A 12793-nucleotide genomic window follows, 5' to 3' on the forward strand; every position below is an offset into this window, starting at 1 on the left:
CCGTTTCTCTTTAAAAAAGGGTACAAAATCTTTGCCCCAGCCGGTGCTTCACACCGTCCGGGGACGGCTTTTTCTTCGCGCTGTCAGCTGTTAAAAGTACAGCCCGTTGTTCTCCAGTTCGTCGATTAAATCGCCTAAAATGTCCACGTTGTAGGGCGTGATGATGTAGGTGGAGATGGCCACCTTCTTGATCTTGCCCTCGTTGGCGTAGGCCACGCCGGACAGGAAGTCCAGCAGGCGGCGGGCGATGTCCTTGTTGGTCTGCTCCAGATTGAGGACCACGGTGCGCTTCTCCCGCAGGTGGTCGGCAATCTCGGCGGCGTTCTCGAAGCGGTCGGGCTTCACCAGCACCACCTGGAGCTGGGTGGTGGTGTGGATGTTGACCACCTTGTTGCTCCGGCGGGGCTCCTCCTGCTGGAAGATGCTGCCGGAATTGTCCATCTTGGCGGAGGCGCTCTTCTCCCGGCGCTGCTCCCGGTCGCCCCGGGTGACCGGCTCATAGTCCTCCTCGTAATCCTCTTCATCCTCGTCCTCATAGGGACGGGCGAGGCGCTTCAGTTCATCAATAAAACCCATGGTCGGTTACCCCCATCAATCAGCCTTGGCTCTGCTTTGTCATGGGCGGCCGGGGGCCGAAGAGTGCGGTGCCCACCCGGACGTGGGTGGCGCCTTCCCGCACGGCGTCCTCATAGTCGCCGCTCATTCCCATGGACAGGCAGTCCATATCAGTTACATTATGGTCCAAAGCCGTTCTTATGTCAACATAAAGGCGATACATTTCGGCAAAAAAATGTCGGTTTTCTCCGGCAACATGGGCCGCAGGCGGAATTGCCATGAGCCCCCGCAGGCGGACGTGGGGCATCTCCGCCGCCAGCCTGGCCAGCTCCAGGGCGTTTTCCGGGGCCACGCCGCTCTTGGACGCCTCGCCGCCCACGTTGATCTCCAGCAGGATGTCCTGCACCAGGTCCAGCTTGGCCGCCTGGGCCTCCACCGCCTCCAGCAGGCGGGGGGAGTCCACCGACTCGATCATATCCACCCGGCCCACCACATACTTGACCTTGTTGGTCTGGAGGTGGCCGATGAAGTGGAGGGCGGCGCCGGCGTAGGCGTCGTCGTCCAGATGGGCGGTCATCTCCTGGACCCGGTTCTCACCGCACACCGTGATGCCGGCGGCTATGGCCTGCCGGATGGTATCCGAGGTCTGGACCTTGGTGGCGGCCACCAGGGTGACCTCCGCCGGGTCCCGGCCCACCTCCAAAGCGGCGGCGGCAATCTTTCTCTTTACAGCTTCCACACGTTCGGGCAGCGTCATCGCTCCGCACCTCCATATTCAGGCGAGAGGCCCTCAGCCTCTTACCACTTTTCCGTCGTACAGGTCCTCGCCGGAGAGGATCAGCTCGTCTCCGGCCCGGAGGGACCGTTTGGCCTCATTGTTGTCCCCGGGCGCCACTTCCACCGGGTTGACCAGGTAGTAGTCCTCCTCGTCGTCCACGATGTCCACCGGCTTGAACTCCGCCCGGGCGCCCACCACCACGTACACGCCCCACGCTCCGCTCTCGTCCTGATAGAGGGCGTTCTTGGGCACGCGGATCCCGGTGGTGCTGCTGTATACCAGGCTCACCGTCTGCTGCCGGAGCAGGGTGGTATCCGAGAGGAACTCCTTGCTGGAGAGCACCACCACCACTTTCCCGTTCTCCGGGTCGCTGATGCGCTCCACCGTCATGTCCACCTGGCCGGACCAGTCCCGGGAGAAGCGGACCGTGACCTTCTTCTTGTCGTCCCGCAGGTTGGCCAGCTCGCCCGCGTCGGCCTCGTCCAGCACGCAGGCAAAGTACCACTTGGCGCTGGTGATGAGCTTGCCCACCGTGCCGCTCTCCGGGGTGACCGTGTTCTGCTCCAGCTCCGCCAGCTGGGAGGGGGTGATGGTCTCCAGCATGGCAGGGGTGATCAGGCTCTCCCAGCCGTCCACCATGCCGGAGAAGATGCCCGACCGGTCGGTGATCACGGAGGTGGTGTCCTGTCCGGCGGCGGAGGTGAGGGCCTGGATCTGGCTCTCCAGTTCGGTCTTGGCCGTCTGAAGGTCGGTGACATCCCCGGTGGAGGAGTAATCCCGCTTGTACACCAGGGTACGCAGCTCCATGGTGTTCTCCTCCAGGCTGGTGAAGTCCCGGGTGGCCACCGAGGACCGCAGGGATGCGATGCGGGTGAGAATATCCTCAGACAGTTTGGCGTTGTCCGATATGTCGTCGGCGTGGCCCAGGGAGTAGTTGATCTGCTCCAGCTCCTGGCTGAGGGCGTCCAGCTGCTGCCGCCGCTCCAGAGCGGAGGCGTCCTGATAGAGGTAGGCCACCGTCTGGCCCACGCCCACCCGCTCCCCTTCGGCGGGCAGCACGTCCGCCAGCCCCGACCGGGCGGGCAGCACATACTCATCCCGCACCAGGAGACCGGTGGCCTCTGTGGCCTGGTCCAGGGTGTAGGTATAGCAGGTCATGGTGACCATCCGGTCTGTGAAGCTCTGCCAGGCGTACACAAACAGGTACACCAGCACCGCGCCCAGCAGCACCAGCATGACCACTCGGTTGACGATCTTGCCCTCTTTCATGGGATGCTCCTCCAGGGAATCGAAATCTGTCTGTCAATAATGGCGTTCTATGGAATAATATACGGCGGCAGAGCCCGGCCTGCAAGTCCCTCCGAAGAGATCCCCCGAACTTCTTTCCCCGGGCCTTCCCCCTGGGGGGAAGGTGGCTGGCCGAAGGCCAGACGGATGAGGGGAACGGCCTCCGGCGGGGTACTTTTCTCCGGCGAAAAGTACCCAAAAGCCGCCGGGGACACAGGGGCGGAGGGCCCTGTTAGGGCCAAACGCCCCCGTTTCCCCGGACCCCTTTCGGAGTACGTCCGGCGGCGGCAGTGTCCAAGAAGCCGCCGTATTTGAGAGCAGTTACTATGCCGGTTCGGCTGGTCAGTGTCGTGACTGCATCGCCCGAGCAGGGTCAACCCCCAGACTTGTAAACCGCTGCAATTCAATCACCGTTCTCAATGCCGCACGCAGTCTCTGCGCCGTGCTTCAGCCTCCGGTCGAGGCAACCAAGCCTTCCCCCTGGGGGGAAGGTGCCCCAGTGCGCACACTGGGGCGGATGAGGGGGCGCCCTGTTGACTTGCCGCAGTCCCCCTCATCAGTCACGCTTTGCGTGACAGCTTCCCCCGAGAGGGAAGCCAAAGGAGAACATCACGTCAAAGCCTTCGCCCTGGGGAAAGGCCTCCTGCCCGAGCGCCCTGCTCAGACCCCTTCGCTCTGGCTCATATCCACGGGCCGCTCAGGGGTAATGGTGGAGATTGCATGTTTATAGATCATCTGCTGTTTGCCGTCGGTGATGAGAAACACCACAAAGGCGTCAAAGCCGGCCACCTGGCCCCGGAGCTGGTAGCCGTTCATCAAAAAGAACGTGACATTGGCCCGGGTGCGGTTGAGGCGGGTGAGGAAGAGGTCCTGGAGGTTGTTTGTCTTCTGCATACTAAGTACATTCCTTTCTCTCTGGTGGGACAGGCCCACGGAATGCCCTTATAGTAATCCAGTTTCTTCCAAATATGCCGTCGAATTTTGGAGGGCCATTGAAAAATCTGGTATTTTCTCCCAGACGATCCACCTCACCGACGGCTCCCGGCGGAACCAGGTCAGCTGCCGCTTGGCGTACTGCCGGGAGCGGAGCTTGATCTCCTCTGCGGCCTCGCCCACCGGGCGGCCCTCCCGCAGGGCGGCGGCCATCTCCTTGTAGCCGATGGCCTGCATGGCGGTGCAGCGCTCCGGCACGCCGGAGGAGAGCAGTCCCTCCACCTCCTCCACCAGCCCGGCGGCCATCATCTGGTCCACCCGGCGGTCGATGCGCTCCCACATGTCCGCCCGGTCGGCAAAGGTCAGGCCGATACGCACCGCCTCATACCGGGGCGGCAGGGCGGCAGTGCGGCGGTCGTGGTCCGTGATGGTCTCGCCCGTCTCGTGCCATACCTCCAGGGCCCGGATAATCCGCTTCTCGTCTGCCAGGTGGAGCCTGGCGGCCCGCTGGGGGTCCACCTGCTCCAGCTCCCGGTAGAGGGCCTCGATGCCCTCCCGCTCCGCCCGGTCCTGGAGTTTCTGCCGCCACACTCCGGTGAAGGCGGCAAATTCCCGCCCGGCCAACAGGTTGTCGATATACATGCCGGTGCCCCCCGCCACAATGGGCAGCTTTCCCCGGGCGAGGATGTCCTCCACGCAGGCGGTGGCCTCCTCCACGTAGCGGGCCACCGAGTAGTCCTCGCCGGGGTCGGCCACGTCCAGCATGTGGTGGGGCACCCCGTCCATCTCCTCCGCCGTGGGCTTGGCGGTGCCGATGTCCATGCGGCGGTAGATCTGCATGGAGTCGGCGCTCACCACCTCGCCCCCTGTGGCCTTGGCCAGAGCCACCGCCAGGGCGGTCTTGCCCGAGGCGGTGGGGCCGCAGATGACCAGCAGCTTGGCCACGGTCCCAGCTCCTTTCTTTCCCGGGTCAGCCCATTCTCTCCGCCCGCTCCAGGGCGGAGAGAATGGCGGCGTTGGTCAGCTTTTCCGCCATCAGCTCCCGGAATGTCACAGTTTTTTCCTTTCCTGCCGCCCGCAGGGCCTGCAGCTCCCCGGGGATGGCCGCCTGTCGGGCCTCCAGACCGGCCCACATGCGCTCCAGCGCGCCCAGGCGCTTCACCCCCGCGTCGTAGTGTTCGGGAGGCAGGACGTAGCCCGTCCCCTCCCGGGTGGTCAGCGTTTCCATTCACATGCTCCTCTCACGCCCGCTTGAACTGCTTCTCCAGCTGCCCGCGGGTCAGCTCAATGGCCACCGGGCGGCCGTGGGGGCAGTATTTGACCTCTCCCCGCATCACCGCCCCGGCCACCTTCTCCAGCTCCTGGGGGCCGTTCTTCTGTCCCCCCTTGATGGCCGCCTTGCAGGCCATGGTGTGCATCAGCTCGTCCCGGGCGGCGTCCGGGTTGGCCCGGCCGGTGGTCAGCAGCTTGGCGGCGATCTCCTCCAGGGTGGCGGGCACGTCCTCCGCATCCACGTCGCTGGGCGCGGCCCGGACGATAATGGCCCCGCCGCCGAAGTCCTCGGCGTCAAAGCCGAACTGGGCGAGCAGCGGCAGGTTCTGGAGCAGCACCGCCCCCTCCTCGGCGGGCGGGGTGAACACCGCCGGGGTCAGCAGGCTCTGCACCATAGGCTTGTAGCCCTGGGCCTTGAGGCGGTCAAAGTTCATCCGCTCGTGGGCGGCGTGCTTGTCGATGAGCAGGATCTTGTCCCCCTGCTCCACAATGATATAGGTGTTGAGCACCTCTCCCGCCACCCGCCAGGGGATCTCCTCCTCCCGGGGCTGCGGTGGGACGGGCTCCGGCTCAGCGACGGGTGCAGCGGCCTCCTGTGCCGGAGGAACCGGCTTCGCCTCGGGCTCCTGCACCGGCGCCTGGGGGGCGGGCTCTTCCTCCGGCGCCTTCGCCGGAGCCTGGGAGACAGCCTTTGCCTCCGGGACGGGCCCCCGCTCCGGCACGGCGGCCGCCTCCGGCCGCTCCCGCGGTTCGGCCGCCGGGGCCTGCGCCATGGGCTGGAGGATCTCCCGGACTGTGGGCACCTGGAAATTGGGCCTGTGCTCCGTGGGCCGCTCCTCCGGCTTCCGCCGGGCGGAGGGGGGCGCCGTCCTGGGTGCGGCAAAGTCATGAAGCGGCAGCCCGCCCCGCTCACCGGCGGCGCTCCGGCGGTACTCCTGGGCCGTCATGGTGCGGAAGGTGGTCTGGTTGGGGGTGACGGTGTCGTGTCCGGCGGAGGGGGCCAGCCGCCCGGCGGGGCGGCCCACTTCGGCCTGGACATGGCTCTTGTCCCCCTCCAGGGCGGAGAGAACGGCGTAGTACACGGCGGAAAACACCTGCCGCTCGCTGCCGAACTTGACCTCCTGCTTGGTGGGGTGGACGTTCACGTCCACGCCGCTCAGGCGGCAGGTGAGATGGAGCACGCAGGCGGGGAATTTGCCCACCATCTTCTGGTTCTGGTAGGCCTCCTCCAGGGCGGCCATCATGGTGCGGCTCTTCACGTACCGGCCGTTGACAAAGAAGTGCTGGTAGCCCCGGGTGGCCCGGCAGCAGGCGGGCAGGGAGGTGAAGCCGGTGACCGTCATGTCCTCCCCGGAGCCCTTCACCTCGATGAGGCCCAGGGCCAGGTCCCGGCCCAGGACGGAGTAGACGGCGCTCTTGAGCTGGCCGTCGCCGGGGGTGAGCAGCTCCTGCTTGCCGTCCCGCAGGAATTTGATGGACACCTCCGGGTGGGCCAGGGCCAGCCGCTGGACCATGGCGAACACGGCGGCCCCCTCGGCGGCGTCCTTTTTCATGAACTTGAGCCGGGCCGGGGTATTGAAGAACAGGTCCCGCACCACCATGGTGGTGCCCACGGGGCAGCCCGCCTCCTCCCGACTGACGGTCACGCCCCCCTCCAGGCTGAGGGCGGCCCCCAGGTCCTCCGCCGCCGTGCGGGTGAGCAGGTCCACCCGGGACACGGCGGAGATGGCCGCCAGAGCCTCGCCCCGGAAGCCCAGGGTGCCGATGGCCTCCAGGTCGTGCTCGGTGCGGATTTTGCTGGTGGCGTGGCGGAGAAAGGCGGTCTCCGCCTCGCCGGCGGCGATGCCGCAGCCGTTGTCGGTGACCCGGATGAGGGACATGCCCCCCCGCTGGATCTCCACGGTGACGGTCTCCGCCCCGGCGTCAATGGCGTTCTCCACCAGCTCCTTCACCACGCTGGCGGGCCGCTCCACCACCTCGCCGGCGGCGATCAGGTCGGCAACATGGGGGTCTAACTGTTGAATATGTGGCATATGGGACTCCTTTTCCATCAAGACGATACCCCCCGGACCACAGTGATGAGCTCTGCGGCGTTGAGGACCATGTGCAGCCCCACGGCACTCCAGATGGAGCCGCCGTTGTCGTAGCACCAGCACAGGGCCAGGGACATGGGCAGGTACTCCACCGCCAGCAGCAGGTACCGCGGGTCCGCGCCGGTGGGCTGGAACACGTACCGCCACACGCAGGCCAGGGCGTACACCAGGGCGGTGACCGCATAGGCCAGCACCCGGTTCTCCCGCCGCAGGGCGCCGAACAGGAGCCCCCGGAACAGGGTCTCCTCGATCAGGGGCATGAGCACCACCAGCAGCACAGTGGTGGCGGCGGGGGAGAGGAGGTACTCCTGCATGTACTGCATGGGGATGGGGTTTTCCACCGGCAGGGGCAGCAGCCCGGCCAGAAAGCCCAGGGCCAGCGCCCCCACCAGGCCGGTGACAAAGGCGAAGGCGTTCTCCGGCAGCCAGTCCACCAGCAGGGAGAAGCCGTGGCGCAGAAAGGACCAGAACACCAGCAGGGCCAGGGCAAAGAGGAGGGCGTAGTACACCACGTTGGCCTCCGCCGCCGGGACCTCCGCGTCCCCCAGCAGCGCCCGCTGGGCCCAGGCGTTCAGGTAGGGGAACACAAGGAGGTACAGGGCAAAGAACACCCAGCCCCGTTTCCGCTCGGAGCCGGTCATCTGGGGCCGCCAGGCGCGCTGTGTCACAGTATGTCCCTCCTCTCTGTGGTTTGATAAACGAGTGGTACCAAAGCCTTTCCCCTGCGGCGGCTCCATCTTCTCAAAGGCGCCTCGCAGAGTTCGCGCCCGCAGGCGCGAATAAAGTGAAATCTGTTTTCTCCGGCGACATGCGCGTCGGAGAAAACACTTCTCAGCCCGCAAGTGTGGAATCTGCCTGCCAATGGCGGGCAGATTATGCGCGCGGCGGGCTGCATCCTGCTCGAAAAAGCGGCTTTACCGTTTTTTCGACTGTTTTTACAGCTTCTGCTTGAGCTCGTAGATCAGGTTCATGGCCTCGATGGGGGTGAGGGTGTTGATGTCCACCATGCGCAGGCGGTCCAGCACCTGGCCGCCCCCCATGTCGGCCAGAGAGATCTGGCCGTCGTCCGCCTTGGGCGCGGCGGCGGGGACGGCGCAGGGGCCCTGGCCGTTCTCCAGCTCCTCCAGGATCTCCCGGGCCCGGGTGATGACCCGCTCGGGCACGCCCGCCAGCTTGGCCACTTCCACGCCGTAGCTCTGGTCGGCGCCCCCCCGGACGATCTTCCGCAGGAAGATCACGTCGCCCTTGCGCTTCTTGGCGGCGATATTGTAGTTCTTCACGCCGGGGATCTGTCCCTCCAGGCAGGTGATCTCGTGGTAGTGGGTGGCAAAGAGGGTCTTGGCCCCCAGCCGCTTCCTGTCGGCGCAGTACTCCAGCACCGCCCGGGCGATGGACATACCGTCGTAGGTGGAGGTGCCCCGGCCGATCTCGTCCAGGATCAGCAGAGACTTGGAGGTGGCGTTCTTGAGCAGCTCAGCCACCTCGGTCATCTCCACCATGAAGGTGGACTGTCCGGCGGACAGGTCGTCGCTGGCGCCGATGCGGGTGAACACCCGGTCCACAATGCCGATGTGGGCCGACTTGGCGGGCACAAAGGAGCCCATCTGGGCCATGAGGGCGATGAGGGCCACCTGGCGCATATAGGTGGACTTGCCCGCCATGTTGGGGCCAGTGATGATGGCCACCAGGTTCTCCCCGCCGTCCATGTGGGTGTCGTTGGGGACAAAGAGGGCGTTTTTCAGCATCTTCTCCACCACCGGGTGGCGGCCCTCCTCAATGTCCAGCTTGTCGGACAGGTCCACCACCGGCATACAGTAGTGGTTGTCCGCCGCCACGCAGGCGAAGGAGGCGAGGACGTCCAGGGCGGCCACCGCCCGGGCGGAGCGCTGGACCTCCTGGACACGCTGGGCCGTCTTCTCCCGCACGTCGCAGAAGAGCTGGTACTCCAGGGCCACCACCCGGTCCTGGGCGGAGAGGATGGTGTGCTCCATGTCCTTGAGCTCCTGGGTGATGTACCGCTCGCAGTTGGCCAGGGTCTGCTTGCGGATGTAGGTGTCGGGCACCTGGTCGTAGTAGGACTTGGACACCTCGATGTAGTAGCCGAACACCTTGTTGTAGCCCACCTTCAGGCTCTTGATGCCGGTCTTCTCCTTCTCCCGGGCCTCCACCTCGGCCACCATGCCCTTGCCGTTGGTCATGATATTGCGCAGGTAGTCCACGTCGGCGTTGTAGCCCGCCCGGATGAAGCCCCCCTCCCGGACGGAGAAGGGCGGATCGTCGTCAATGGCGGAGGTGATGAGCCCCCGCAGGTCGGCCAGGTCGTCCAGCTCCTGGCGCAGGGTGGGCAGCAGCCCGGCGGAGAAGGGCTCCAGCAGGGCCCGCAGGTCGGGCAGGCGCCCCAGGCCCGCCGCCAGGGCGGCCAGGTCCCGGCCGCCGGCGGTGCCGTACACGATGCGGCCGATGAGCCGCTCCAGGTCGGTGATCTCCCGCAGGCACAGGACGATCTCGTCCCGGGCGATGGGGTCGTCCACCAGGGCCTTCACCGCCTCCAGCCGCCGGTTGATGGCCACGGGGGACAGGAGGGGCTGCTCCAGCCAGGTGCGGATGAGCCGGTGGCCCATGGCGGTCTTGGTCTTGTCCAGCACCCACAGCAGGCTGCCCTTCTTCTCCTTGCCCCGCATGGTCTCGGTCAGCTCCAGGGTGCGCCGGGCGGTCAGGTCCAGCTCCATGGAGGGCCGGGAAGCGGAGGAGTGGATGGTGAGGGCGGCGATGTGGGACAGGTCGGTCTTCTGGGTCTCGTAGAGGTAGGACAGCAGCCCTCCGGCGGCCTGGACGGCCAGGTCCCGGACGGCGTCCCCCTCTCCCGGCAGGTCGGCAATGGTGCGGGACAGGGTCTCCCGGGCCATGTCGGGCCGGAACCGGGCCTCTCCGCCGTTTTCACAGCGGCACTCCAGCTTTTTGGTCAGGAAGTCGGTGAGGGCGGCGTCGGCAAAGGCCCCGTCGGACAGCACCGCCTCCCGGGGCTTGTAGGCGCCCAGGTCGTTGAACAGGTGCTCGTCCCGGGCGGAATCGGTGTAGGGGGTGGCGGAGAACTCGCCGGTGGACAGGTCGCACACCGCCAGGGCCGCGCCGGTAGAGTCGGCGTACACGGCGCAGATGTAGTTGTTGCGGCCCTCCTCCAGCATGGAGGCGTCCATCAGGGTGCCCGGGGTGACGATGCGGATGATGTCCCGGTCCACCAGGCCCTTGGCGGTGGCCGGGTCCTCCATCTGCTCGCAGATGGCCACCTTGTACCCCTTGGCGATGAGCCGGGCAATATAGGCGTCGGCGCTGTGGTAGGGCACGCCGCACATGGGGGTGCGCTCGTCGGCGGGCTTGCTCCGGTCCCGGGAGGTGAGGGTCAGCTCCAGCTCCTTGGATGCCACCTTGGCGTCCTCGTTGAACATCTCGTAGAAATCGCCCAGCCGGAAGAAGAGCAGGCAGTCCGGGTGGCGCTCCTTCATCTCAATGTACTGGCGCATCATGGGGGTGATCTCAGCGGGCATTTGGTACGCGCTCCTTTTCTCTCTGCGAGTTTCGACACAGCGGCGCAGCCGCTGTGTCGAGTGGGAAATTATAACGGTGTTCCCCGGCTTTTTACTCCGCCAGCTCCCCGAACAGGGCCCAGGTGGAGCAGCCGGTGATGGTCAGATTCTGATAGGTGCCGATGAGCTTCTCGTCCCCGGTGAAGTGGACCAGCCGGCCGCCGGCGGTGCGGGCGGTCAGGTTGTTGCGGGGGTCGTCGCTGCGGCCGTCCACCAGGCAGCGGACCGTCCTGCCCACGTAGGCCTGGTGCTTTTTCAGGGAGATCTCGTTCTGCAGGTCCACCAGCCGCTGGAAGTTGGCCGACTTCTCCTCCTTGCTCATGGGGTCGGGCATCTTGGCGGCGGGGGTGCCCTCCCGGGGGGAGTAGATGAAGGTGAACAGGGCGTCGTACTCCACCTCCCGCAGCAGGGACATGGTGTCCTCAAACTCCTCGGTGGTCTCGCCGGGGAAGCCCACGATGATGTCGCTGGTGAGGACGATGTCGGGGATGCGCGCGCGGAGCTGGCGCACCTTCTCCAGGTAGATTTCACGGGTGTAGACCCGGTTCATGGCCTTGAGGACCCGGTTGTTGCCCGCCTGGACGGGCAGGTGGATGACAGGGGCCACCTTCTCGCACTGAGCCATGGCGTCGAAGAGCTTCTCGGTGGCGTCCTTGGGGTGGCTGGTCATAAAGCGGATGAGGAAGTCGCCGGGGACGGCGTTCACCTTCCGCAGCAGGTCGGCAAAGTCCATGGGCTCGGGCAGGTCCTTGCCGTAGGAGTTGACGTTCTGGCCCAGCAGGGTGATGTCCTTGTAACCGGCCTTTGCCAGCTCCTCTACCTCGGCGAGGATGACCTCCGGGTCACGGCTGCGCTCCCGGCCCCGGACGTAGGGCACGATGCAGTAGGAGCAGAAGTTGTTGCAGCCGTACATGATGGACACCCAGGCCTTCACGCCGTTCTGCCGCACCACCGGGATGCCCTCGGCGATGCTTCCGGGGTCGTCGGCGGTCTCAAAGATGCGGCCCCGGCGGGTGAGGATGCGGTAGAGGAATTCGGGGAACCGCCACAGGGCCTGGGGGCCGAAGACCATGTCCACATGCCGGTAGGAGGTGCGGATCTTGGACACGTTGTGGGGCTCCTGAGCCATGCAGCCGCACAGGCAGATGATCTGGTTGGGGTTCTTCCGCTTGGTGTGCACCAGGGCGCCCACGTTGCCCAGCACCCGCTGCTCGGCGTGCTCCCGGATGGCGCAGGTGTTGATGACGATGACGGCGGCCTCTTTCTCGTCCTGGGTGAAGCCGTAGCCCATCTCCTTCAGGTAGCCCCGGATGCGCTCCGAGTCGGCCTCGTTCTGCTGGCAGCCGTAGGTGTCCACAAAGGCCAGGGGGGCCTTGGAAAAGCGGGAATTGATCTCTTTGATCTCCCCGCAGTAGGCCCGCTGGCGGGCGATGTCCTCGGGGGGGATATGGGTGGTCTTTCGCTCCACAGTACTTCCTCCAAATCATAACGTCTGAATATAGAATTATAGCATTTTTCCGCTTTAAAAACAAGGATGCGCCCTGTTTTTTTACACAGGGCGCGAAACAGGGGACCGCCTGCTCCACGGGCAGACGGTCCCCTGTATTTTCATTCCCGCCGTCACCACTCCGGCGGCTGGATACCGTACCGGACGGCCAGGTCCCGGATGTACGCCACCAGAGGCTCCGCGCCATAGACCCGGCTGTACGCGTCCTCAATGCAGTGGATGCCGCCGTAGTAGGCGAAGCCCTTCTCCCCCAGGGCGCAGGTGACGACCAAATCCGGCCCGTTGGAGCGGGAGATTCTCAGGTCGATAAACTCATTTTCTGGCGCGCTGTACACGCCCTCTCTCTCCGGCGGGAAGTTCAGGTCGCTGTCCCCGGAAATATGGAACATGCTCCGGCGGAACAGCAGGCCGTTGCTCAGCTCCACAATCTCCCGGGCCTCCTCCTCCGTAATCTCCAGCCAGCCGCCGTCCTGTGGCTTCAGCATCACGCAGACGTAGGCCGGGTCATAGCTGATGCCGTGCTCGCTGGTAACCTCAAACTGCTGAACGTTGTCCGGGTCGGCGGGAAAGCGGTAGGGGAAGTAGAACCAGACCAGATAGGCCGCGCACAGGACCATGCACCCGGCGGAGATCAGCCGCTTTTTCTTCTCCCCCTTGTGGAGCAGAAAGTAGAGCAGGGCGATGCAGATGGCCACCACCGCGGCCATGGCGATGTAGACAATCCCAGGGACGGAAGCATTGAGTGTCATTTTTCGTCACCTCACTGTGTTTCCGGGGCCGGGCC

11 protein-coding genes are annotated in these 12793 nt (G+C 65.5%); all 11 read right to left on the reverse strand.

The window, feature by feature from the left end; translation table 11 throughout:
* Window positions 1-90 precede the first annotated feature (90 nt).
* The 11 genes from WMO64_RS07725 to WMO64_RS07775 all read right to left on the reverse strand — a co-directional run bounded on the left by WMO64_RS07725 (window position 91) and on the right by WMO64_RS07775 (window position 12758).
* Window positions 91-576 (reverse strand): cell division protein SepF, encoded by a 486-nt coding sequence (locus tag WMO64_RS07725; RefSeq protein ID WP_294522941.1) that lies wholly within the window; start codon window positions 574-576, stop codon window positions 91-93.
* Between the two features lie 19 nt (window positions 577-595).
* Window positions 596-1312: a YggS family pyridoxal phosphate-dependent enzyme gene (locus WMO64_RS07730; RefSeq protein ID WP_349231608.1), complete on the reverse strand. Its 717-nt coding sequence runs from the start codon at window positions 1310-1312 to the stop codon at window positions 596-598.
* A 33-nt stretch (window positions 1313-1345) separates the two neighbouring features.
* Window positions 1346-2602, reverse strand: coding sequence for a biotin/lipoyl attachment domain-containing protein (locus WMO64_RS07735; RefSeq protein WP_294522947.1), 1257 nt, complete (start codon window positions 2600-2602; stop codon window positions 1346-1348).
* Window positions 2603-3280: 678 nt separating this feature from the next.
* On the reverse strand, window positions 3281-3514 hold the full coding sequence (gene hfq, locus WMO64_RS07740; RefSeq protein ID WP_006571875.1) for an RNA chaperone Hfq: 234 nt from the start codon (window positions 3512-3514) through the stop codon (window positions 3281-3283).
* Between the two features lie 48 nt (window positions 3515-3562).
* Entirely contained in the window at window positions 3563-4498 is a 936-nt protein-coding gene (gene miaA, locus WMO64_RS07745; protein ID WP_349231609.1) for a tRNA (adenosine(37)-N6)-dimethylallyltransferase MiaA, read from the reverse strand.
* A gap of 25 nt (window positions 4499-4523) precedes the next feature.
* Window positions 4524-4781: a hypothetical protein gene (locus WMO64_RS07750; protein ID WP_294522834.1), complete on the reverse strand. Its 258-nt coding sequence runs from the start codon at window positions 4779-4781 to the stop codon at window positions 4524-4526.
* A 13-nt stretch (window positions 4782-4794) separates the two neighbouring features.
* Window positions 4795-6858, reverse strand: coding sequence for a DNA mismatch repair endonuclease MutL (gene mutL, locus WMO64_RS07755; RefSeq protein ID WP_349231610.1), 2064 nt, complete (start codon window positions 6856-6858; stop codon window positions 4795-4797).
* 17 nt (window positions 6859-6875) lie between these two features.
* Window positions 6876-7586 (reverse strand): CPBP family intramembrane glutamic endopeptidase, encoded by a 711-nt coding sequence (locus tag WMO64_RS07760; RefSeq protein ID WP_349231611.1) that lies wholly within the window; start codon window positions 7584-7586, stop codon window positions 6876-6878.
* Between the two features lie 267 nt (window positions 7587-7853).
* Window positions 7854-10463, reverse strand: coding sequence for a DNA mismatch repair protein MutS (gene mutS / locus WMO64_RS07765; RefSeq protein ID WP_349231612.1), 2610 nt, complete (start codon window positions 10461-10463; stop codon window positions 7854-7856).
* 91 nt (window positions 10464-10554) lie between these two features.
* Complete coding sequence (gene miaB / locus WMO64_RS07770) at window positions 10555-11970, reverse strand: tRNA (N6-isopentenyl adenosine(37)-C2)-methylthiotransferase MiaB (protein ID WP_349231613.1); 1416 nt, start codon at window positions 11968-11970, stop codon at window positions 10555-10557.
* Between the two features lie 152 nt (window positions 11971-12122).
* The gene (locus WMO64_RS07775) at window positions 12123-12758 is read right to left on the reverse strand and encodes a hypothetical protein (RefSeq protein WP_349231614.1); all 636 of its coding nucleotides are present in this window, start codon (window positions 12756-12758) and stop codon (window positions 12123-12125) included.
* Window positions 12759-12793: the final 35 nt, after the last annotated feature.

The organism is Pseudoflavonifractor intestinihominis, from assembly GCF_040096055.1.
In the GTDB taxonomy this organism is placed as follows: domain Bacteria; phylum Bacillota; class Clostridia; order Oscillospirales; family Oscillospiraceae; genus Pseudoflavonifractor; species Pseudoflavonifractor intestinihominis.

Bases quoted from the DNA above. Each gene is read 5' to 3' on its own strand.
- WMO64_RS07730 (WP_349231608.1), bottom strand. From the start codon at position 1,312: ATGACGCTGCCCGAACGTGTGGAAGCTGTAAAGAGAAAGATTGCCGCC.
- WMO64_RS07735 (WP_294522947.1), bottom strand. From the start codon at position 2,602: ATGAAAGAGGGCAAGATCGTCAACCGAGTGGTCATGCTGGTGCTGCTG.
- WMO64_RS07750 (WP_294522834.1), bottom strand. From the start codon at position 4,781: ATGGAAACGCTGACCACCCGGGAGGGGACGGGCTACGTCCTGCCTCCC.
- WMO64_RS07775 (WP_349231614.1), bottom strand. From the start codon at position 12,758: ATGACACTCAATGCTTCCGTCCCTGGGATTGTCTACATCGCCATGGCC.
- mutS (WP_349231612.1), bottom strand. From the start codon at position 10,463: ATGCCCGCTGAGATCACCCCCATGATGCGCCAGTACATTGAGATGAAG.
- WMO64_RS07725 (WP_294522941.1), bottom strand. From the start codon at position 576: ATGGGTTTTATTGATGAACTGAAGCGCCTCGCCCGTCCCTATGAGGAC.
- mutL (WP_349231610.1), bottom strand. From the start codon at position 6,858: ATGCCACATATTCAACAGTTAGACCCCCATGTTGCCGACCTGATCGCC.
- hfq (WP_006571875.1), bottom strand. From the start codon at position 3,514: ATGCAGAAGACAAACAACCTCCAGGACCTCTTCCTCACCCGCCTCAAC.